22 protein-coding genes are annotated in these 22,136 nt (G+C 60.3%); 8 read left to right on the plus strand and 14 right to left on the minus strand.

Annotation, left to right across the window (positions count from 1 at the left end):
- Positions 1 to 28 precede the first annotated feature (28 nt).
- From dam to pilM, 9 genes are all read right to left on the minus strand, one after another.
- A complete protein-coding gene (gene dam, locus ACUTQY_RS22085) occupies positions 29 to 841 on the minus strand; it encodes an adenine-specific DNA-methyltransferase (RefSeq protein ID WP_033651736.1) in 813 nt (270 codons plus the stop codon).
- 84 nt (positions 842 to 925) lie between these two features.
- Positions 926 to 1,939, minus strand: a complete 1,014-nt coding sequence (locus tag ACUTQY_RS22090; protein ID WP_033645274.1) for an SPOR domain-containing protein — start codon at positions 1,937 to 1,939, stop codon at positions 926 to 928.
- Positions 1,940 to 2,095: 156 nt separating this feature from the next.
- Complete coding sequence (gene aroB, locus ACUTQY_RS22095) at positions 2,096 to 3,196, minus strand: 3-dehydroquinate synthase (RefSeq protein ID WP_046687922.1); 1,101 nt, start codon at positions 3,194 to 3,196, stop codon at positions 2,096 to 2,098.
- A 106-nt stretch (positions 3,197 to 3,302) separates the two neighbouring features.
- Positions 3,303 to 3,824: a shikimate kinase AroK gene (gene aroK, locus ACUTQY_RS22100; RefSeq protein ID WP_004391482.1), complete on the minus strand. Its 522-nt coding sequence runs from the start codon at positions 3,822 to 3,824 to the stop codon at positions 3,303 to 3,305.
- Between the two features lie 349 nt (positions 3,825 to 4,173).
- A complete protein-coding gene (gene hofQ / locus ACUTQY_RS22105; RefSeq protein ID WP_046687923.1) occupies positions 4,174 to 5,418 on the minus strand; it encodes a DNA uptake porin HofQ in 1,245 nt (414 codons plus the stop codon).
- Positions 5,415 to 5,774 (minus strand): HofP DNA utilization family protein, encoded by a 360-nt coding sequence (locus ACUTQY_RS22110; RefSeq protein ID WP_046687924.1) that lies wholly within the window; start codon positions 5,772 to 5,774, stop codon positions 5,415 to 5,417. Before ACUTQY_RS22110 ends, hofQ begins: the two co-directional genes overlap by 4 nt.
- Positions 5,767 to 6,261 (minus strand): hypothetical protein, encoded by a 495-nt coding sequence (locus ACUTQY_RS22115; RefSeq protein ID WP_046687925.1) that lies wholly within the window; start codon positions 6,259 to 6,261, stop codon positions 5,767 to 5,769. The genes ACUTQY_RS22110 and ACUTQY_RS22115 overlap by 8 nt, the downstream gene beginning before the upstream one ends.
- On the minus strand, positions 6,254 to 6,793 hold the full coding sequence (locus tag ACUTQY_RS22120) for a PilN domain-containing protein (protein WP_046687926.1): 540 nt from the start codon (positions 6,791 to 6,793) through the stop codon (positions 6,254 to 6,256). Before ACUTQY_RS22120 ends, ACUTQY_RS22115 begins: the two co-directional genes overlap by 8 nt.
- Positions 6,793 to 7,626, minus strand: a complete 834-nt coding sequence (gene pilM / locus ACUTQY_RS22125) for a type IV pilus biogenesis protein PilM (protein WP_046687927.1) — start codon at positions 7,624 to 7,626, stop codon at positions 6,793 to 6,795. Before pilM ends, ACUTQY_RS22120 begins: the two co-directional genes overlap by 1 nt.
- A 121-nt stretch (positions 7,627 to 7,747) precedes the next feature.
- On the opposite strand from pilM, the gene mrcA reads away from it, so the two are divergent.
- Complete coding sequence (gene mrcA / locus ACUTQY_RS22130; protein ID WP_046687928.1) at positions 7,748 to 10,306, plus strand: peptidoglycan glycosyltransferase/peptidoglycan DD-transpeptidase MrcA; 2,559 nt, start codon at positions 7,748 to 7,750, stop codon at positions 10,304 to 10,306.
- Positions 10,307 to 10,357: 51 nt separating this feature from the next.
- Here mrcA and nudE read toward each other — a convergent pair whose 3' ends face one another.
- Positions 10,358 to 10,912, minus strand: coding sequence for an ADP compounds hydrolase NudE (gene nudE / locus ACUTQY_RS22135; protein ID WP_033645281.1), 555 nt, complete (start codon positions 10,910 to 10,912; stop codon positions 10,358 to 10,360).
- A 445-nt stretch (positions 10,913 to 11,357) separates the two neighbouring features.
- On the opposite strand from nudE, the gene ACUTQY_RS22140 reads away from it, so the two are divergent.
- The 7 genes from ACUTQY_RS22140 (at position 11,358) to ACUTQY_RS22170 (ending at position 18,257) form a co-directional block, all read left to right on the plus strand.
- Positions 11,358 to 13,490, plus strand: a complete 2,133-nt coding sequence (locus ACUTQY_RS22140; RefSeq protein ID WP_123062013.1) for an intracellular growth attenuator family protein — start codon at positions 11,358 to 11,360, stop codon at positions 13,488 to 13,490.
- A 98-nt stretch (positions 13,491 to 13,588) separates the two neighbouring features.
- Positions 13,589 to 14,269, plus strand: a complete 681-nt coding sequence (gene yrfG / locus ACUTQY_RS22145; protein ID WP_025304546.1) for a GMP/IMP nucleotidase — start codon at positions 13,589 to 13,591, stop codon at positions 14,267 to 14,269.
- Positions 14,266 to 14,673, plus strand: coding sequence for a ribosome-associated heat shock protein Hsp15 (hslR, locus tag ACUTQY_RS22150; protein ID WP_033645283.1), 408 nt, complete (start codon positions 14,266 to 14,268; stop codon positions 14,671 to 14,673). Before yrfG ends, hslR begins: the two co-directional genes overlap by 4 nt.
- 25 nt (positions 14,674 to 14,698) lie before the next feature.
- Complete coding sequence (gene hslO / locus ACUTQY_RS22155) at positions 14,699 to 15,577, plus strand: Hsp33 family molecular chaperone HslO (protein ID WP_033645284.1); 879 nt, start codon at positions 14,699 to 14,701, stop codon at positions 15,575 to 15,577.
- A gap of 194 nt (positions 15,578 to 15,771) precedes the next feature.
- Entirely contained in the window at positions 15,772 to 17,391 is a 1,620-nt protein-coding gene (pckA, locus tag ACUTQY_RS22160; RefSeq protein WP_015379308.1) for a phosphoenolpyruvate carboxykinase (ATP), read from the plus strand.
- A 126-nt stretch (positions 17,392 to 17,517) separates the two neighbouring features.
- Positions 17,518 to 17,781: a FitA-like ribbon-helix-helix domain-containing protein gene (locus ACUTQY_RS22165; protein WP_004930730.1), complete on the plus strand. Its 264-nt coding sequence runs from the start codon at positions 17,518 to 17,520 to the stop codon at positions 17,779 to 17,781.
- Complete coding sequence (locus tag ACUTQY_RS22170) at positions 17,778 to 18,257, plus strand: type II toxin-antitoxin system VapC family toxin (protein WP_016930378.1); 480 nt, start codon at positions 17,778 to 17,780, stop codon at positions 18,255 to 18,257. The genes ACUTQY_RS22165 and ACUTQY_RS22170 overlap by 4 nt, the downstream gene beginning before the upstream one ends.
- A 32-nt stretch (positions 18,258 to 18,289) precedes the next feature.
- Here ACUTQY_RS22170 and envZ read toward each other — a convergent pair whose 3' ends face one another.
- The 4 genes from envZ to cbpA all read right to left on the minus strand — a co-directional run bounded on the left by envZ (position 18,290) and on the right by cbpA (position 21,906).
- Positions 18,290 to 19,660: a two-component system sensor histidine kinase EnvZ gene (gene envZ / locus ACUTQY_RS22175; protein ID WP_033645286.1), complete on the minus strand. Its 1,371-nt coding sequence runs from the start codon at positions 19,658 to 19,660 to the stop codon at positions 18,290 to 18,292.
- Positions 19,657 to 20,376: an osmolarity response regulator transcription factor OmpR gene (gene ompR, locus ACUTQY_RS22180; RefSeq protein ID WP_004709363.1), complete on the minus strand. Its 720-nt coding sequence runs from the start codon at positions 20,374 to 20,376 to the stop codon at positions 19,657 to 19,659. The genes envZ and ompR overlap by 4 nt, the downstream gene beginning before the upstream one ends.
- 256 nt (positions 20,377 to 20,632) lie before the next feature.
- The gene (locus ACUTQY_RS22185) at positions 20,633 to 20,938 is read right to left on the minus strand and encodes a chaperone modulator CbpM (protein WP_004930739.1); all 306 of its coding nucleotides are present in this window, start codon (positions 20,936 to 20,938) and stop codon (positions 20,633 to 20,635) included.
- Between the two features lie 5 nt (positions 20,939 to 20,943).
- A complete protein-coding gene (gene cbpA, locus ACUTQY_RS22190; RefSeq protein WP_033645288.1) occupies positions 20,944 to 21,906 on the minus strand; it encodes a curved DNA-binding protein in 963 nt (320 codons plus the stop codon).
- Between the last annotated feature and the right edge of the window lie 230 nt (positions 21,907 to 22,136).

The raw sequence follows: 22,136 nt of genomic DNA on the forward strand, positions 1-22,136 counted from the left end.
AGTTGTTATGCGCCGGGGTGCCCCCGGCTTAGCGATACAGCGCCAAAAGCTCGTTCACTTTGCTGCGGCCGAGAATATTGCGGCTGATCGTGCGGCGCGCTTTCACCACATACAGCGCAGCATGCTGGTACCAGTCGCGCGTCAGCTCGGTATCGTGATTGGAAATCAATACCGGCACCCGGCTCTCTACCGAGAGCTGATGCGCCAGATGCGCCAGGCTCTGCTGATCGGCGATGCTGAAGCTGTTGGTGTGGTAAGCGGTGAAATTCGCCGTCGCCGACAGCGGCGCATAAGGCGGATCGCAATACACCACGGCGCCGGCTGCAGCCTTCGCCATGGTATCGCGGTAATGCTCACAGACAAAAGTGGCATTGCGCGATTTTTCAGCAAACCAGTAGAGCTCTTCTTCCGGGAAGTACGGTTTCTTGTACCGGCCAAACGGCACATTGAACTCGCCGCGCAGGTTATAGCGGCACAGGCCGTTATAGCAGTGACGGTTCAGGTACAGGAACAGCAGCGCCCGGCGGTAAGGCTCGGTGCTAGTATTGAACTCTTCTCGCAGCAGGTAAAACTGATCCGAGTTATTGAATTCATCGGCGAAAAGCGTGCGGGCATCGCGCACGAAGTCATCCGTGCGCAGCTTAACGATGTTATACAGGTTGATAAGATCGCTATTGATGTCGGCGAGAATGTAGGCGTCGTAATCCGTATTCAGAAAGACGGATCCCGCACCCACGAAGGGCTCGATTAAGCAGTCTCCCGCCGGCAGATGGCGACGAATCTCATCTACCAGCGGGTATTTTCCACCAGCCCATTTTAAAAAAGCGCGGTTTTTCTTCATGCCGTCAATTAGCTACTTATACAATTCAGAGCGGCGGATTGTACTCTGTTTCAGACAGCACATCAGCGCACAAATTTAAATGATTTATTTTTTAAGATCTTGCTGCACTTGGTGTACAGGTCGAACCCATGGTTTTTTCGCCTGCACATCGGCCGGCAACGAAGCAATGGCGCGCTTCGCTTCCGCAGAAGACGCATAGTTGCCGCTCACCAGCACGTACCACGGCTTGCCGTCACGCTTGGTGGCATACACCAGGTAATTCTGCAGCTTCTGCTGTTTGGCGTAGGCGTTCAGCGTATCGGAACGCGAAGCGCTGCTCAGTTGCAAGGTATAGTGGCTGCCCGGCGCAGACTGCACAGAACTGCCGCTGCTGGCGACCGCTCCCGCTTTCGCGGTGGAAGACGGTTTGGCCGGCGGCGTATACACCGTAGTCGGTGATTTATGCTGCGTTGCGGTCGGTTTGGCGGCGGCGGTTTTCGCCGGCGTTTTATGCTGTTGCGGGGCAGTGCCCTGCACAGGACGCGTCGCTTCGCGCGCTGCGGCGCCGCTCATCACCGTTGCCGGTGCGGTCGGCAACGTCGACGCTGCGCCGGTCATGCCCTGCGTAGCGGCATCCACCTGCCCCTGCTGCTGCGACAGCGCATCCGCCATGTTGCCCGGCAAATCGACGCGCTGCTGCGCACCGCCTTGCTGAGGCTGCGTTTGCGCTTCGGTCGGCGTGCCGGAGATCGGCGGAACGCTGACGTTCTGCGGTTGCTGCGGCTGAGTCGCGCTCACGCCGTTATTATCGTGGGTATCCGTCGTGCCGCCCGGCACGCCGTTATTGGCGGTGGTCAGCGACGAAGAACCGGACAGGTTGATATCGCGGGCCGCGCCGTTTTGCGCGCCGCTCTCCTGAGCCGCTTCATGTTTGGTCGGCGCCTTCAGGGCTGAACCGATGCCGATAATCAGCAGCAGCAGCACCAAAATGCCGATGCCAATCATCAAATGCTGGCGCGAAACGGCGAAGCGCGGCGCGGCGGCCGGCTTGCGCGAACGCGTAGGACGACGATCGCTGCTATCAGGTCTGAGATCGTCTTCCGGTTTAAACTCGTCCATCTGAAACCCTCCAACTAGAGGCAAAAGCCCACCACCGTAGACCTACCGTGGCACGGGCGGATTAACCCGATGATGGCAAAGCGACACCCGTCGTGCTCTGCTCACTGTATTAATATAGATGCTAATGGCGGCTAAGCCACTGTTACTTAGTCCGATTTAATTACGCTTCCGCTCAGGCAAGCAGGCGGCGATCGACGCCAGCACCAGCTCATGCCCTACGCCGCCGCGCACTTCCGCCGCACCGATCGCGGTCGGCAACACCAAACGCAGTTCCCCCGCCAGCACTTTCTTGTCGCGCAACATGTGCGGCAAGTAGGATTCCGGCGTCATTTCCTGCGGCCCGCAGACCGGCAAGCCGGCGCGCAGCAGCAGCGCTTTGATGCGCTCGATGTCTTCAACGGAGAACTGGCCGAGACGGTGCGCGGTTTCCGCCGCCATCACCATGCCCGCAGCCACCGCCTCACCGTGCAGCCACACGCCGTAGCCCATCTCGGCTTCGATAGCATGGCCGTAAGTATGGCCCAGATTCAGCAGGGCGCGCAGGCCGCTTTCGCGTTCGTCTGCGGCCACCACCTCGGCCTTCAGCTCGCAGCAGCGGCGAATACAGTAGGCCAACGCCTGCATATCCAACGCCATCAGCGCATCGATGTTATGTTCCAACCAGACGAAAAACTCGCGATCGAGGATGATCCCGTATTTGATGACTTCGGCCAGGCCGGAAGAGAGTTCACGCGTCGGCAGCGTTTTCAGGCAATCCAGATCAACCACCACCGAAGCGGGTTGATAGAAAGCGCCGATCATGTTTTTGCCGAGCGGGTGGTTGACGGCGGTCTTGCCGCCCACGGAGGAGTCCACCTGCGACAGCAGCGTGGTGGGAACCTGAATGAAGCGCACGCCGCGTTGGTAGCACGCGGCGGCAAAGCCGGTCAGATCGCCGACAACGCCGCCACCGAGCGCGATCAGCGTGGTATCGCGCCCGTGCGGTTTTTCGAGCAGCGCCGAAAACACCTGCTCCAACACCGCCAGAGATTTGTACTGCTCACCATCGGGAAGAATCACCTGATCCACCACGACGCCGCTCTGCTCCAGCACCTGCCGGACACGCTCCAGATAGAGCGGCGCCAGGGTCTGGTTGGTGACCAACATCGCTTGTTCACCCGCCTTTAACGGCATAAAAGAAGCCGGATCGTCAAACAATCCGGCGGCGATGGTAATCGGGTAGCTGCGCTCCCCAAGCGTTACAGTAATTCTCTCCATGTCGCGCTTAGTTCTCTGTATGGTACGGCGGTGGTTGATCCCCGCAACGGCGGGGAACACAAATCAGTTTTCCGCATTGGCCGACGGCGAACGCGAAAATCAGCAATCAGTTGCTTTCCAGCATGTTGATGATCTGGTTGGCAACCACTTTAGCGCTCTGATCGTCGGTGCGAATGGTGACATCGGCAATCTCTTCATACAACGGATTGCGCTCTTTCGCCAAAGCTTCCAGCACTTCACGCGGCGGAGAATCAACCTGCAGCAGCGGGCGTTTTTTATCACGCTGGGTACGAGCCAACTGCTTTTCGATCGTGGTTTCGAGATAAACCACCACGCCGCGCGCGGACAGACGGTTGCGCGTTTCGCGCGACTTCACCGAACCGCCGCCGGTCGCCAACACAATCCCTTGTTTTTCCGTCAGTTCATTAATGACTTTTTCTTCACGATCGCGGAAACCTTCTTCCCCTTCCACGTCGAATACCCAGCCCACGTCAGCTCCGGTACGTCGCTCAATTTCTTGATCGGAGTCGAAGAACTCCATATTGAGTTGCTGAGCTAACTGACGGCCAATAGTGCTTTTGCCGGCACCCATAGGCCCAACCAGAAAGATATTGCGTTTCTCTGCCATGTTTTTCGGTATTACTAAGACAATTCGTTAATGTTAACCCGCCCCGCCAATCAAATCAGCGGCGGGACCTAAACTGAAACCTCATGAGCGATAGTGCGAGATCAGACGAAAAATTATCTCAACACTCTTGGTAGTTTGGCAACCGAATAAATCGCAATCCACGCCGCGGGAGGGAAACCATATGTTTTTAACGGCGTCTTGGCGCTAACAAAAAACCTCGGTGCTCAATTCGGTAACCCTTGTAAGCTAAATCGGCCGCAGCGTCAAACGCAGATCCCCCCAAGGGGATAAAAAAGTGTATCTGCTCATCAACTTTAGGCGATTTGCCGCCCGGCCGACAGGCCGCCGCTTATCCCTTAATCAGGGTTGGCGTAATAAAGATCACCAGCTCGCGTTTTTTCTGTTGTGCGCCGCTCTGCCGGAACAAGCCCCCCAGCAGCGGCGCATCCCCCAGTCCCGGCACCTTGTCCGCCGTCTTGCCGCGATGCCGTTGAAAAATGCCGCCGAGCACCAGGGTTTCGCCGTTTTTCACCGTGATCTGCGTCTTAATCTCCTGTTTATCGATGGTCAACGCCTCTCCGGCCCCTCGGCTGATGGCGCGCCCCGGCATATTTTGGCTGATCTGCAGCGTCAGCGTGATGCGCCCGTCCGGCAACACCTTCGGCGTCACCTCCATGCCCAGCACCGCCTCTTTAAACTCGATGGCGGTCGCACCGCTGGCGCCGCTGGACACTTCATAAGGGATCTCCGTCCCTTGCTTGATGCTGGCGGTTTGCAGATGCGCCGTCAGGAGACGCGGGCTGGCGATGATCTCCACCTGATTTTCCTGCTCCAGCGCCGTCAGCTCCAGGCTCAGCAAACGCCCGCTGATGCGCGCCAGATGGAAACCGGCGTTCACCGCGCTGCGCTCCAACGGCAGGTTAACGCCGATATTGCCCGGCCGCAGCGGCCGCGCCGGCCTGTCGTCGGGCGCCAATCCCCAACGCACGCCGAGCTCACGCAGGCTTTCGCTGTTGATGGTCACGATATGCGCCGCCAGTTGCACCTGTGCCAGCGGCGCATCCATTTCCGTTATCCGCTTTTTCAACTGCGCCACAATCGGCGCGGTGTCGCGCAGCAGCAGCGTATTGGTGCGTTTATCCGCCAACACGCTGCCACGCTCGCTCAGCAACGCGCCACGTTGGGCGTTGAGGCTTTCGGCAATTTCCGCCGCATCGCCGTTTTGCACGGTCATCGTCAGGCTGTGCAAGGGTTGCCGCTGCGCCAGCGCCTCTTGCTGCTGTCTTTTTTCCCGCGCATCCGGCTCCGGGGAGATCAGCATCACGTTACCCTCCCGCGTCATCGTCAGTTTGCCCATACGCAGGGTCAGCGCCAGCGCCTGGGGCCAGGGCACATCCTCCAGCCGCAGCGTCAGATTGCCGCTCACGCCCGGCGCGGCGATCAGGTTCATCTGCCGATAATCCGCCAAGGCCTGCAGGATGACCGTGACCGGCGCATCCTGAAACTCCAATGAGATTATCTGTTTATCCTGAGCCTGCGCGGTGCCGAGCGCCAAACACCCTAGCGCCAAGCCCAGTCCAGCGCGTCCTTTCATGATTTGTCATCCTTGTCGTCGATCATCAGCGATATGTCGTCGCGGCTCGTCGGGCACTCCGGTTCGGCCGTCAGCGCCTTCAACGTCAGGCTGCGCGCCTGCACCTGCGTCACCTGCCAGCGCTCGGCAAGCACCCGTTGTTGCGGCCGCAGGCGCAACCATTGCCCCGCCGGCGTCACCACCCAGCCATAGCGCTGCATCGGTTGCCCGATGACGCCTTTCAATCGCCAGCCCGCCGGGGATGTCTCTGTCTGGGCGCAAGCAGGCATCGGAGGCGGCGCAAACGGGTCGCGCGGTTCGGCGCATAAGGCCCACGGCCATAGCAGCCACCACCAACGGCCGGATCTTTTACTCATCGGCCAGCTCCTCGGCGGCATCCTGTAAAACCAACCGCGCCGTCATGCCCTGCGGCGGCGTCTCCACGCTCAATTGTTCGAGACGCAAATCGGCGGGCAGCGCCTCCAGCAGCGCCAACAAACCGGGGTAGTCAATGCGCAAGCTCAGCGTCTGCCGCGGCGGTTTTTCCTGCCGCTGCCAGCGCAATAAGGCGCCCCCCGCACGTTGCAGCCCGTTCGTCAGATCGCCGGTGGCGGCCGGAGTGAGCGGCGTCGGCGGTATCAGGGCGACCGGCGCCTCGTCCAGTTGGCGCTGCGCCACGGCGATCTGTTGCAGCAAGCGCTGTTGCCGCTCTGTCGCACTTTCCCGCTGACGCCATTCGTCTTGCAGCATCCAGCCCCCACCCAACAACGCCAACGTGCCGATGCCCAGCCATTGCGCGGCCAGCAATCGCCGGCCCGACAGGCCCAGCAAGAAGCGCAGCCCAGATGGCAAACGGTTATCCATCACGCCCCCATTGCGCCACCAGATGAAAGGCGTACAGGCCGTCGTCGCGTTGCGCCACCTCCGCCAAACGCAGCCGCGGTAACGCGGGCATCCCCGCCAGCCGCCGTTCGAACTGCGAAATGGCGGCAGGAGAACGGCTCAATCCACGCAGCCGCAGGCCGTTCGCCGCATCGCTGTCCAACGCCGTGAGCCACAGCGGTGGGGGGAGGCAGGAGGAGAGTTGCTGCAGCAGTTGCAAATAACGCCGGTTATGTTGGGCATTGCGCGCCTGCCGTTCAGCGAGGGCGCTGTATCGCGCCCGTTGCGCCCGTTCCTGCTGCTGCTGACGGACGAGCAGCGTCACTGCCGCCAGCTCTTCTTCCAACAGCGCCAGCCGCTCCTGACGCTGCGCCTGTTGATGACGCAGTTGGCCGGCGACGAGGCCCCCTGCCAGCAACAGCACCGTTACCTGCAACAGCAACACGCCCAGCCAGAAGCAGCCGCGCCGCCGATCGCGACGTTGCCGCCAGGGCAAAAAGTTGACCTGGTACATCAGCGGTCCTCCTCGCGCAGCGCCAGACCGCCGGCCAACGTAAACGCTGAGGGATGCACGGGCAACGGCGGACGCAGCTGCGTGAAGGCGCTGAGCGGCGACCAGGAAAGGCAGCCGACGGGCAAGGCTCCTGCCAGCACGCTGCCGGCATAGACCGGTCGATCATCGTCCGTCGGCGTCTGGGCTTGCAGCGCCCGCAGCGCCTGCGCGTCATCGTCGCCCGGCGTCAGCCCGAACGCGAACGCGCCGTCGGCCGGCGCCACCCACAGCCATTCTCGCTCGAGACGATGCATCAGCCCCGCGGTGTGCGGCACGCCCGCCGCCGTCGCCATCATCCGCAGCGCGCAGGGCGTAATATCGACCGCTTGCGGATGCAGGCCCGCCTGGCGCAGACAGTGCAGCCACTGCTGCAGCTCCTGCCGCCGCGCGGCGGTCAACAGCAGCGCCGCCCCCTCCGCCGGCGCAGCGCGATAGTCGAGCGCCAGCGTCTGGCCGTCGAGTGGGAACTGCTTCACGCCGTGGCCAACGATATAGTCGCTGCGTTCCGGCTCGCGCAGCCGCGCGTCCGGCTGCGCCATGCACTGTTGCAACACCCGCTGCGCCGGCAGGGCAATGCGTAAGGAAATATGTCGCGGCAGTTGGACGCGCCATTGCCGCAGCGCCCGGATCAGGGCTTCGGAAGGTGCCAGGCAGCCGTCGCGTAAAACCGCCTGCGGCAGCGTCTGTTGCCACCAGTGACGCAGTTGCCAGCCGTTGCGGCGGCGTTGGACCGCCAGCGCCCGCACGCAGTCGATTTGTATATCCAGCCCCACCTGCCATGCTTGAGGGAACATGTTTCACAAGCCTCCATAACATCCGATGATAAAAGAACATATCCATGTCGCAGGCTTGCCTTTATACTACCGCGCGGTTGTTTATAAACTGCCCAAATGACTTAGAAATGGGAAATCTCAGGTGAAGTTCGTAAAGTATTTACTAATCCTTGCAGTATGTTGCATCGTGCTGGGAGCAGCCTCGATTTTCGGCTTGTACAAATATGTCGAGCCGCAGCTGCCCGACGTCGCAACGCTGAAAGACGTGCGGCTGCAGATACCGATGCAGGTTTACAGCGCCGATGGCGAACTGATCGCCCAGTACGGCGAGAAGCGCCGCATTCCGCTGAAGTTGGATCAAATTCCGCCGGTGATGGTGCACGCATTTATCGCCACCGAAGACAGCCGCTTCTATGATCACCACGGTGTCGATCCGGTCGGCATCTTCCGCGCGGCCTCCATCGCGTTGGTCTCCGGTCACGCTTCCCAGGGGGCCAGCACCATTACCCAACAGCTGGCGCGTAACTTCTTCTTAAGCCCGGAACGCACCCTGATGCGTAAAATCAAGGAAGCCTTTCTGGCGGTACGCATCGAGCAGATGCTGACCAAAGATGAAATCCTTGAGCTGTATCTGAACAAGATCTACCTGGGTTATCGCGCTTACGGCGTGGGCGCCGCCGCGCAGGTCTATTTCGGCAAGGACGTCAGCCAGCTCACCCTGAGCGAGATGGCGACCATCGCCGGCCTGCCGAAAGCGCCGTCCACCTTCAACCCGCTCTATTCGCACGATCGCGCCGTTGCCCGTCGCAACGTAGTGCTGTCGCGCATGCTGGACGAACACTACATCACTCAGGCGCAGTACGATCAGGCGCGTTCTGAAGATTTGGTCGCCAACTACCATGCGCCGGAAATCAGCTTCTCCGCCCCGTATCTCTCCGAGATGGTGCGTCAGGAGATGATCAAGCGCTACGGTGAAAACGCCTATACCGACGGTTATAAGGTTTACACCACCGTGACCAAACGGCTGCAGCTGGCGGCGCAGGAATCGGTGCGCAATAACGTGTTGGCCTATGACATGCGCCACGGCTATCGCGGCCCGTCAAACGTGCTGTGGAAAGTCGGCGAAGCGGCCTGGGATCGCAAACAGATTGTCGACTCGCTGAAAAACCTGCCGAACTACGGCCCGCTGGCGCCGGCGGTCATCACCGCCGCCAACCCGCAGGAAGCGACGGCGATGCTGGCCGACGGCAGCAGCATTGCCCTGCCGATGGCCACCATGCGCTGGGCGCGCCCATACCGTTCAGACACTCAGCAAGGCCCAACGCCGAAACGCGTCACCGACGTGGTGCAGCCAGGCCAGCAGGTCTGGGTGCGTAAAGTGAACGAGACCTGGTGGCTGTCGCAGGTGCCGGACGTCAACTCGGCGCTGGTTTCCATCAACCCGAACGACGGCGCGGTGAAAGCGCTGGTCGGCGGCTTCGATTTCAACCAGAGCAAGTTCAACCGCGTCACGCAGGCCCTGCGTCAGGTGGGCTCGAACATCAAACCGTTCCTGTATACCGCCGCGATGGATAAAGGCCTGACGCTGGCCACCATCCTGAACGACTTGCCGATCACCCGTTGGGATGCCGGCGCCGGCACCGACTGGCGGCCGAAGAACTCGCCGCCGACCTACGATGGCCCGATTCGTCTGCGTCAAGGGCTGGGGCAGTCGAAGAACGTGGTGATGGTGCGCGCGATGCGTGCGATGGGCGTCGACTACGCGGCGGAATATCTGCAGCGCTTCGGCTTCCCGGCACAGAACATCGTGCATACCGAATCGCTGGCGCTGGGCTCCGCTTCCTTCACCCCGATGCAACTGGTGCGCGGTTACGCGGTGCTGGCGAACGGCGGTTATCTGGTCGATCCGTACTTCATCACCAAAATTGAAGACGACAACGGCAATACGGTGTTCGAAGCCAAACCTAAAGTGGTTTGCAGCAGTTGCAACCTGCCGGTGATCTACGGTGATACTCACCGTTCGGCCGTGCTGTCCGATGACAACATCGAAAACGTCGCCACCTCGCAGGAAGGCAGCAACAGCACGGTGCCGATGCCGCAGCTGGAGCAGGTAACCCCGGCTCAGGTGCAGCAGGACGGCGACCAACAGTATGCGCCGCACGTGATCAGCACGCCGCTGGCCTTCCTGATCCACGACGCGCTGAACAGCAACATCTTCGGTGAACCGGGTTGGATGGGCACCGCCTGGCGCGCCGGGCGCGATCTGAAACGTCATGATATCGGCGGCAAAACCGGTACCACCAACAGTTCCAAAGACGCCTGGTTCTCCGGCTATGGCCCGGATACCGTGACGTCGGTGTGGATCGGCTTCGACGATCACCGCCGCGATCTGGGCCGTTCGACAGTGTCCGGCGCCATCCCGGATCAGATTTCCGGCGGCGAAGGCGGTGCCAAGAGCGCCCAGCCGGCGTGGGACGACTTCATGAAGATCGCGCTGGAAGGCATTCCGGAGCAGAAAGTCACGCCGCCGCCGGGCATCATCAGCGTCACCATCGACAAGAGCAGCGGCAAGCTCTCTGGCGGTGGCGGCGGCAGCCGTTCCGAGTACTTTATCGAAGGAACGCAGCCGACGGATTACCCATCACGCGATACCGGCACCACGCTGACCGATCCGGGCGGCGAAAGCCACGAGCTGTTCTGATCGAAAAGGGCCAGAGAAATCTGGCCCTTTTTTTATGCGGCGCGAAGCGTCTCAGCGCGAAGCGCGCAGAAACGCCTCGGAGAGGAACAGCGCGCTGACGTTGCGCGCCTCACGGAAATCCGGTTCCGCCAGCAGCGCCATCATGTTGGCGATCGGCCAGCGCACCTGCGGCAGGGGTTCCGGTTCGTCCCCCTCCAGGCTCTGCGGGTAGAGATCGTGCGCCAGCACGATATTCATTTTGCTGGAAAAGTAGGATGGCGCCATCGTCAGCTTGCTGAGGAAATCAAAGCGTCTGGCACCGAATCCCACCTCTTCCATCAGCTCGCGGTTGGCCGCCTCCAGCACCCCCTCGCCGGGATCGATCAACCCTTTCGGGAAGCCGAGCTCATAGGATTCAGTGCCCACCGCATATTCGCGGATCAGCAGCAGGTCATCGCCAATCACCGGCACAATCATCACCGCTTCGCGATCCGAAGGCCGCATGCGCTCATACACCCGCCGCACACCGTTGCTGAATTCCAAATCGACCGACTCGACGTTGAACAAACGCGAACGCGCGACCGTTTCCACTTTCAGAATTTTAGGTTTTTGCAGGTGTTTATCCATGATTGCCTCAAAGAGGTTGCCCAGGCGCGGACAGGGCAACCGAAAAAATGATTGGCGTAACGCACGGCTCGTTGGCGCTCAAACGCTGACCAAATTCGATCTTGATCACATTGTGCGTTAAGGGCAAGCTCGGCCGCAACGCGCATGAACAGTAATTTACTTTCTTTTAACAAGCGTCGCCAGCCGCGGGCGATTTTCTGCACTGATTCAGCAAACAGCGCGCATGAAAATAGGATAATGCCGATATCGACAGCAGGGGCCGGTTGCTAGTATCACGCAGGCAAGAATCAGTGATAAAATGACCTTGCTTCATGAAGGAATGAGATCCAAAGCGAAAATCTGTTTGTTCCCTCATTAGTTCTGGGTGCCTCCTGGCGGTTTACTCCGTATAATATTCAGCTTTTCATCAGGTTGGCGAAATTCACGGGTGTGAGATGGGGATTGCATGAGCACAATAGTGTTGATATTGGCCTTAGTGCTTGTCTGCCTGATTGCCGCCGGCCTGTACCTGTGGTTCAAGGCCCGCCACCCGACGGCGCTGGCACGCACGCTGCCGTTTATCAAACCCGCCCACCGCAAGCTGACCGACGAAGAACGCGCGGCGGTCGAGTTCTACCTCAATCAACAAAACAAGCTGAGCAACAAACTGTTGCCCGGCGGCGCTACGCTGCCCGCAGCCAAACTGGCGCTCACCCCGCAAAGCGATAACGTTTATCCCGTGACGCACGCCATCACCCGTTACGGGCTGGCCAGCGACGATCCCAATAAATGGCGCTATTACCTCGATGCCGAAGAGGTACATCTGCCGCCATTTTGGGAACCCTACATCACCGCCGACAACCATGTGGAAGTGATACGAACCCAGACGCTGCCGCTGGTGATTTCGCTCAACGGGCACTCGCTGAAAGATCATATCCACGACCGGCCGCAGCCGCCGGTCGTGACCGCCGCGCCGACCAAAAACGCCTCCATCCGCAAGGAAGAGAGCGAGCATGTCGAGCTGGTGAACATTCGCAAGGAAACGCCGGAAGAGCATGCGCTGAACCGGCCGAACGGCATCCGTGAAGCCGTCATCATCTCCGCCGCGCTGCTGCTGCTGTTCTTCAGCCTGATCAGCCCGGTGCTGGTGATCCCCTGGATGATTTTCGTGGCGGTGCTGATGATCGCCTGGGGAGGGTGGAACCTGTTCCGCCGCCCGGCGTCGCGCGAGTTGAAAGAGATCCACTGCCTGCGCGGCACGCCAAAGCGCTGGGGCCTGTTCGGCGAATCCGGCCAGGGGCAGATCAGCAATATTTCGCTCGGCATTATCGATCTGATCTATCCGCCGCACTGGCAACCGTACCTGACGCAGGATCTGGGCAAAACCACCGATGTGGACGTCTATCTCAACCGTCAGGTGGTGCGGCAGGGGCGCTTCCTGTCGCTGCATGACGAAGTGAAGAATTTCCCGCTGCAGCAGTGGGGCCGCAATGCGGTGCTGGTCGCCAGCTCGGCGCTGGTTCTGCTGCTGCTGCTGATCTATATCCCGCTCAACCTGCCGTTGACCCTCAGCATGGCCTGGCTGCAAGGCGCGCAAAAAGTGGAAGTGACCAGCGTACAGGCGCTGGAGGCCACGCCGCTGCGCATCGGCGACACGCTGAAAGTGCGCGGCAGCGGCATGTGCTATGTCCCGCCGCCGGCCAACGGCGGCGGCGCCGTCAATTTTGCGCCGTTCGACTGCTCCGGCATCTATTGGAACACCGCCGCCCCGCTGCCGCAGCCGGAATCGGAAGTCATAGACAAAGCGACAGCCCTGCTGGCGACGGTCAGCGGTCAGCTGCATCCGAGCGGCGCCGATCAGAAGGTCAACCCGCAGCTGGCCAGCGCCATCGAGAAATCCGGCATGATCCTGCTGGACGATTTCTCCGATATCGTGCTGAAAACGCAGGATCTGTGCCAGACGGAAAACGACTGCGTACGGCTGAAAAACGCGCTGGTTAACCTGGGCAACGCGAAAAACTGGAGCAGCCTGGTGAAACGCGCCAAATCCGGCGCGCTGCAAGGCGTCAACGTCCTGCTTCGTCCGGTCAGCGCCGAATCGCTGGAAAGCCTGACCAAAGTGGCCACCTCGTCGTTCATCTTCAATGAGACGCGACTGGCCGCCGCTGCGCTCAACAGCCCGCCGCCAGGCGGTTTCCTGATCCGCAGCGACGAAGGCCGCCAGTGGGTCAGTCACCCCCAGCCGCAGACGCCGCAAAGCGAATACAACGCGCTCGACCAGTGGAATGAGCTGCAGCGCCAGTCCAACCTGCTGCTGCATACCCCATTCCAGGCGCAGGGCGTGATCACCAGCCTCAGCGTTGACGCCAACGGCACTCGCCACGTGGCGTTGCACAGCGAACCGGACATGATCACCCTGTGGCGCTATCTCGGCACCAGCCTGTTGTTGCTGGCCGTAGTGGTCAGCCTGGGTTATAACGCCTGGCGGCTGGTGCAGCGTCGGCGCATCAATCAGCACCGCGTCGCCGATATCCAGCGTTACTACGACAGCTGCTTCAACCCGCAGCTCAATCCGATGTCGATGCGGCCGATGGCCTGAACCTGACGCCGGGGCTTCGGCCCTGTCATCCGCTTATGCTACGCTAACGCTATTATTCTCATCTGCGGACTGCCCGTCGGTCCGCCCGTGGAGTTTTTATGGTTCCCGAGTTTGATTGGCCGCAGATCGATACCGTGCTGCTGGACATGGACGGCACATTGCTGGATCTGGAGTTCGACAGCCACTTTTGGCTCAGCCTGGTGCCGCAGGCGCTGAGCGAAAGGCGCGCCATTCCGTTCGACGAAGCCCGCCACATCATCGAGCGGGAATATCAGGCGGTGCAGCACACCATGAACTGGTATTGCTTCGATTACTGGAGCGAGCGGCTGGATCTGGACATTTACCGCATGACCAGCGAAGTGGGCAGCCGCGCCCGGCTGCGCGAAGACACCGAGCCTTTTTTACGGGCGCTGCGCGACGCCGGCCTGCAAACCATTTTGCTGACCAACGCCCATCCGCACAGCCTGGCGGTGAAAATCGAGCATACCGGCCTCGATCGGCACCTTGATTTATTGTTTTCCACCCACACATTTGGTTATCCGAAAGAAGATCAGCGTCTGTGGCAGGCAGTGCAACAGCACACCGGATTCAACCCGCAGCGCACGCTGTTTGTCGACGACGGCGAGCCGATCCTCGACGCGGCGCGCACTTTCGGCATTCGTTACTGCCTGGGCGTGCAAAACCCGGACTCCAGCACGGCGGAGAAAAGCTTCCAGCGCCATCCGTCGATGCGCGACTACCGCCTGCTGATACCGGCGCTGGCCAAGGGGGAAGCATGAAGGAAAAAGCGACGCGCGACGACGCGGTCCGACTGGATAAGTGGCTGTGGGCCGCACGCTTCTACAAGACCCGCGCGCTGGCGCGCGAAATGATCGACGGCGGCAAAGTGCATTACAACGGCCAGCGCGGCAAGCCGAGCAAGATTGTCGAGCTCAACGCGGAGCTCAAACTGCGGCAGGGCAACGAAGAACGTACGGTGATCGTGCTGGCGCTGACCAGCCAACGCCGCGGCGCCAACGAGGCGCAGCAAATGTATCAGGAAACCGAAGCCAGCATCGCCAACCGCGAAAAAATGGCGCTGGCGCGCAAGATGAACGCGTTGACCATGCCGCATCCGGACCGACGTCCGGACAAAAAGGAGCGGCGCGACCTGATGAAATTTAAATTTGGTGAGCAGGAATAACCCCTCACCGCAATGAGAGAAGATTATGTCCAACCATGACCAATTGCACCGTTACCTGTTTGAAAACTACGCGGTGCGCGGCGAGCTGGTTACCGTCAGCGAAACCTATCAGCAGATCCTGAACAACCACGACTACCCGGCGCCGGTGCAAAAACTGCTGGGCGAGCTGCTGGTCGCCACCAGTCTGCTGACCGCAACCCTGAAGTTCGACGGCGACATCACCGTTCAGCTGCAAGGCGACGGCCCGCTGAAGCTGGCGGTGATCAATGGCAACAACCGCCAGGAGATGCGCGGCGTTGCGCGCACCCAGGCGCCTATCGCCGACGACAGCACCCTGCATCAGATGATCGGCAACGGCGTCATGGTCATCACCATTTCCCCAACGGAAGGCGAACGCTATCAGGGCGTGGTCGGTCTGGAAGGGGAAACGCTGGCCGAATGCCTGGAAGCCTACTTCCGCCAGTCTGAACAGTTGCCGACCCGCCTGTTCATCCGCACCGGCGAAGCGGAAGGCAATGCCGCGGCGGCCGGCATGCTGCTGCAGGTGCTGCCGGCGCAAGACGGCAACCTCGATGATTTCGATCACCTGGTGCAACTGACCAACACGGTCAAAAGCGAAGAGCTGTTCGGCCTGCCGGCCAACGAGGTGCTGTACCGTCTGTATCATCAGGAAGAAGTCACCCTGTATGAACCGCAGGACGTGCAATTCCGTTGTACCTGTTCACGCCAGCGTTGCGCCGACGCGCTGCTGACGCTGCCGACCGACGAAGTGGCGGACATGCTGGAGCAGGACGGCAATATCGACATGCACTGCGACTACTGCGGCAGCCACTATGTCTTTGACCCGGTTGATGTTGCCGCGTTGTATGCGGGCAACGCCGGCGAAAGCGATCGGTTGCACTAAGTCACACCCTCTCGGCGGGCGCGCCCTGCGCCCGCCAAGCCCCGCCGTTTGCACGTTTGCTTTTTTCCGTGTGCTATCTCTCAGATCGTAACGAAATACCGCCTAAAACGTTAAATATTTGATACCCATCGCGGTTACGCACCGTTAGATCCCTACAATTGCCGCCAGAAATTCTGTGACCAAGGAGTAGTAACATGCGCGTTAAAGGTATAACCCCTCAGGATCTGGCCGCTTACGGCATTCACGACGTCAGCGAAATCGTTCACAACCCGAGCTATGAACTGCTGTTTAAGGAAGAAACAGACCCATCTCTGGAAGGTTTTGAGCGTGGGGTAGTCACCAAGCTGGGTGCCGTCTCCGTCGATACCGGCATCTTCACCGGCCGTTCGCCGAAAGACAAATACATCGTCCGTGACGACATCACCCGCGATACCGTGTGGTGGGCCGATCAGGGCAAAGGCAAAAACGACAACAAACCTCTCAGCCCGGAAGTCTGGGCCGATCTGAAACACCTGGTCACCGAGCAACTGTCCGGCAAGCGCCTGTTCGTGGTGGATACCTTCTGCGGCGCCAACGCCGACTCGCGCCTGAAAGTGCGTTTCATCACCGAGGTGGCCTGGCAGGCGCACTTCGTGAAAAACATGTTCATCCGCCCGAGCGACGAAGAGCTGGCAGACTTCGAGCCGGACTTCGTGGTGATGAACGGCGCCAAATGCACCAACCCGAACTGGCAGCAGCAAGGCCTGAACTCGGAGAACTTCGTCGCCTTCAACCTGACCGAGCGCATGCAGCTGATCGGCGGCACCTGGTATGGCGGCGAAATGAAGAAAGGCATGTTCTCGATGATGAACTACCTGCTGCCGCTGAAAGGCATCGCCTCGATGCACTGCTCGGCCAACGTGGGCGAGAAAGGCGACGTGGCGGTGTTCTTCGGCCTGTCCGGCACCGGCAAGACCACCCTCTCCACCGATCCTAAGCGTCAGCTGATCGGCGATGACGAGCACGGCTGGGACGACGACGGCGTGTTCAACTTCGAAGGCGGTTGCTACGCCAAGACCATCAAGCTGTCTGAAGAAGCCGAGCCGGACATCTACCACGCCATCAAACGCGATGCGCTGCTGGAAAACGTCACCGTGTTGGCCGACGGCAGCATCGACTTCAACGACGGTTCGAAAACCGAGAATACCCGCGTTTCTTACCCGATCTACCATATCCAGAACATCGTCAAGCCGGTGTCCAAGGCGGGTCACGCCACCAAGGTGATCTTCCTGACCGCCGACGCCTTCGGCGTGCTGCCGCCGGTATCGCGCCTGACCGCCAACCAGACTCAGTACCACTTCCTGTCCGGCTTCACCGCCAAGCTGGCCGGCACCGAGCGCGGCGTGACCGAGCCGACGCCAACCTTCTCCGCCTGCTTCGGCGCCGCATTCCTGTCGCTGCACCCGACGCAGTACGCCGAAGTGCTGGTGAAACGCATGCAGGCCGCCGGCGCCCAGGCTTACCTGGTCAACACCGGCTGGAACGGCACCGGCAAACGCATCTCGATCAAAGATACGCGCGGCATCATCGACGCCATCCTGAGCGGTGAAATCGACAAGGCGGAAACCGTTACCCTGCCTATCTTCGATCTGGCGATGCCGACCGCGCTGCCTGGCGTGAACCCGGAGATCCTCGATCCACGCAACACCTACGCCAGCCTCGAGCAGTGGCAGGAAAAAGCGCAGGATCTGGCCGAGCGCTTCATCACCAACTTCGACAAATACACCGACACGCCTGCGGGCGCCGCGCTGGTCAGCGCCGGCCCGAAGCTGTAATTCGGTAGCGTTACCTCTTCAGCTAAGGCGCGGATCCCGCGCCTTTTTTTATTTCAATTGATTGCTTTTTAACCGGCGAGACGAGAGAATAAGTCAATGCAATCATTGATAGCAAAGGAGGTTTCAATGGCTACTATCACCGTCAGAAATCTGGACGACGAAATCAAAGAGCTGCTGCGTATCTCAGCGGCGAAAAACGGCCATTCCATGGAAGAGGAAGCGCGCATGATCCTGAAACAGGCGCTGGTGAAAAAGCCGCCGCGCTATGGATTGGGTACCTGGATGCATCAGCACTTCGCCGAATTCGGCGGCGTTGAGCTGGAGATCCCACCGCGTGACGCCGTGCCGCCACGCATCGTCACCTTTGATGATGAAGATGACAACGCATGATCATTATCGACACCAACGTCATTTCAGAAACGCTGCGTCCCAGCCCGTACTACAACGTCATTAACTGGTTAAATGAAAAGGACAATGACGAGCTCTATCTCAGCGCCATTGTCCTCGCCGAACTGTTCAGCGGCGTGGCCTGCATGCCTGACGGCAAACGCCAGCGGGATCTCAAGCTGAAATTGGCGGACGCCATTGAATTGAAGTTCGAGGGGCAGATATTGCCGTTTGATGGGCTGTGCGCGATGCAATACGCGGAATTGACGGCAAGGAATCGGCTGTTGGGTAAAGCGATGAGCGTGCCCGATACCCAAATCGCCGCCACCTGCCTGCATTACGGCGCCGCGCTGGCCACCCGCAATACCAAAGACTTCCTCCACTGCGGCATCGAATTAATCGATCCGTGGCAGGCGCCGACCGGCCGCCGGTTGCATGAGGATGCGGCGGAATACTACGTGATGAGCAGAAAGTCCTGACGGGGCCGCAGCGGCGCGGCCCACATCAGAGGTCAGGCGGTTTCCCTGGCCGTTTGATGGCCGTTGGTCGACTCTTTTTTCTCCATCGGCAACGGAATATAAGCGCGGATCAATAGCCCGCCGCGCTCGCTGGTGCCGATATCCAGTTCGCCGTCATGCGCGTCGATAATACGCTGCACGATCGCCAGCCCCAGGCCGGTGCCGCTGGTGCTGCGCGCGCTGTCACCGCGTACGAACGGCTGCAGCAGGTGCTTCAACTCGTCCGGCTTGATGCCCGGGCCGTCATCTTCCACCTGGAACCAGCCGCGCTGCAGCTCACGGCCGCTGCTGACCTTGATCCAGCCGTTGCCGTAACGCGCCGCGTTCACCACCATATTCACCGCCGCCCGTTTAATCGACAGCGGATGCACGTTCATCATCAGCTCGCCCGGCGACAGCGCGGTTTCAATCACCCGCTCATAGCCGCTCTCGGCCGCGACCACTTCGCCTAAAATGGCGTTCAGATCGCTGCTTTCGGTCGGCATTTCCTGCCCGGTGCGCAGATAATCGATGAACTGCTCGATGATGGCGTTGCACTCTTCGATGTCTTTATTGATCGACTCGGCCAGATAGCCGTCTTCGGCGCTCATCATCTCCGTCGCCAGGCGGATGCGCGTCAACGGTGTGCGCAGGTCGTGGCTGACTCCGGCCATCAGCAAAGTGCGGTCATCCGCCAGCTGTTTGACGCCCGACGCCATCTGATTGAATGCGCGAGTCACCGACCGCACTTCGGAAGCGCCATACTCGCGCAGCGGCGGCGGAATAATGCCCTTGCCCACCTGCAGCGCCGCATGTTCCAGCTCCACCAGCGGGCGGTTTTGAATACGAATAAACAGCCAGGCGCCGCCGATCGCGAGCAGCATAATCGCCAGCGTATAGCGGAACAGCGGCGAGAAATCGCCCTGGTGGATTTCCGTCAGCGGCACGCGCACCCAGATATCGGGCTGCAGCCAGGTTTTCAGCCACACCACCGGGGAGTTCTTGTTCACCTCCACCCGCACATCGGTCGGCCCGCCGAGCTGCTGCGCCATCTGCTGGCTGAGGAACTGGTAGTGCTGCGCCCAGCGCAGGCCGCTCTCCTCCGCCGCCGAGTTGGTGTAGAGAGAGATGCCCAGCTCGCGGTAGATCTCACGGCGGAACGCCGGCGGCACCTCCAGCAGCGTGCCATCCTCCAGCTGCAGCCGATCGGTCATCAGCATACGCACTTCGTAGGCCAATACCTTGTTGAACTGCTGCAGGCTGGGCAGGATGGCGAAGTTCAGCACCACCAGATAGGTCGTCACCAGGCTGACGAACAGCAAGGTGACGATCAACAACAGGGTTCGGGCAAACGAGCTACGCGGTGAAAAGCGCAATCGCCTCATGCCTTACTGCCGTCCGGGACGAAAACGTAGCCGAGACCCCACACGGTCTGGATATAACGCGGATGCGCCGGATCTTCTTCAACCATACGGCGCAGACGAGAGATCTGCACGTCGATGGAGCGTTCCATGGCGCTGTATTCGCGGCCACGCGCCAGGTTCATCAGCTTATCGCGCGACAGCGGTTCACGCGGGTGGCTGACCAGCGCCTTCAGTACCGCGAACTCGCCGCTGGTCAACGGCATCGGCTCGTCTTCGCGGAACATCTCACGGGTGCCGAGGTTCAGTTTGAATTTGCCGAAAGCGATCACCGCTTCTTCCTGCGAAGGCGCGCCCGGCAGTTCGTTCGCCTGACGGCGCAGCACCGCGCGGATACGAGCCAACAGCTCACGCGGGTTGAACGGTTTAGGAATGTAGTCGTCGGCGCCGATTTCCAGGCCCACGATGCGATCGACCTCTTCGCCTTTCGCGGTGACCATAATGATCGGCATCGGGTTGCTCTGGCTGCGCAGGCGGCGGCAGATGGACAGGCCGTCTTCGCCCGGCAACATCAGATCGAGCACCATCAAATGGAAGGATTCACGAGTCAGCAAGCGATCCATTTGCTCAGCGTTGGCAACGCTGCGAACCTGGAAGCCCTGCTCGGTTAAATAACGTTCTAAAAGCGCGCGCAGGCGCATGTCATCATCGACAACCAGGATCTTATGATTCTCTTGCATGGTATTACTCCCAAAGGCTTTATTGCCTGACTCGAATATTGTTAGAAAACCTTGCCATTTGAGACAGCGTTTAATGGTATGTATTCTAGACGAAATTGTTACAAAGCTTATTCTTTTCCCCATTTATCAACAATTTTCAGTGAATGTCGACGGGGGTTCGTCAAAATTTCGCCCTTTATCGGCGCAATGTGGGGCGACGGCCCAATTTTGTGCAATTTCGCCACCGGGAAGCGCCCGGTGGCGTTCAGCTCTCGGGTCAGGAAGTTTGCAGGAAACGCGCCAGCTGCCTGCGCAGCTGCCGGTTCTCTTGCTGTAGCGCATCAACCCGGTCGAGCAGCGTCAGCGCCATGGCGATCCCCGGCCAGTCCAGATCCAGCTCCGCCCGCAGCCTGCGTGCGCGCTGCAGATGGCTCAGCGCCGGATAATCAAACTCCCAGCGCGGCTGCGCCGGCTCCAGCGGCACGATAACGCCCAGGCCGACGATCTCGACCAGCTCGTCCTCTGAAATCTCCACCCTCTGACACAATTCCACCACGGTGAAAGTGATCTCTTTTTTCATCATCTGCTTTACTCCCATTCCGCGCGCGGGTTGAATGCCGCCTGTTCAGCCAGTTCCCGCCACAGGGCGCTGGCCTTCTCGTTCGGCTTCGGCGGCATCACCACCTTGAGAATAACGTACAGGTCACCGGGCTCTTTCTTGCCCGCCAGCCCTTTGCCTTTGACCCGCAGCCGTTTGCCGCTCTGGCTGCCGGCCGGCACGGTCAGCGCGATTTTGCCGGTCAGCGTCGGCACCTCAATGCTGGCGCCGAGCGCCGCTTCCCACGGAGCGAGCGGCGCCACGATGCTCAGGTTGTGGCCGTCTATCTCAAACAACGGGTGCGGCGCGAGGCGGATAACCAGATACAGGTCGCCGTTCTGGCCGCCGCCCACGCCGGCAACGCCCTGCCCCTTGAGGCGAATGCGCTCGCCGTCGCCCACGCCGGCCGGAATTTTCACGTTCAGCGTCTTGCTGGCTTCGCTTACCTGCCGCCCCAGTTCGTCGTACACCGGCAGCTTGTAGGAAATCTCGCGGCTTTGACCATGCAGCGTTTCCTCGAGGAACAGCGGCACCTCCATCTCCAGATCCTGGCCGCGGAAGCCATGCCCGCCGTGCGAGTGCGAAGCGGAACGGTGCCCGCCCGCCGCCCGCCCGCCGAACATGCTCTCGAAGAAGTCGGAGAAGTCTTGCGCGTCGGCGCCGCCGCCGTGCCATGAGGCGCTCTGCTGATAGCCGCCGTGATCGCCGCGCGCCTGGCGGCCAAAGTTCGGATCGTTGCGATGCAGCCGGATCTGATCGTACTCGGCGCGGCGCTCGTCGTCCTTCAGTACCTCATAGGCTTCGGCCAGTTCCTTGAACTTGCTCTCGGCGTCGTCTTCGGTGCTCACGTCAGGGTGATATTTACGCGCCAGCCGGCGGTAGGCCGTTTTGATGGTTTTCAGATCGGCGTTGGGCTCAACGCCCATCGTGGCGTAGTAATCTTTAAATTCCATGCGGTAATACCTTCAATGTGTTGGGTTGTGCGCCAAAATTCCTTGTCTCTCTCGCCAGATATCCTCCTTTCGTCACATTCTTTTTCCGCTATCGCTAAGCATACTCCCGATTGTTAAAAGCTGCGCAAACTGAATAAAAACCGTGCGACAAGGCGCAGGCCCGCGCGCCATTTTTAAAGCCCTCCGCATTCACGTACACTGTGGCGGTGGCCCCATAAAGATAAATCACG

The sequence above is a fragment of the Serratia sp. TSA_130.1 genome (genome assembly GCF_052691795.1).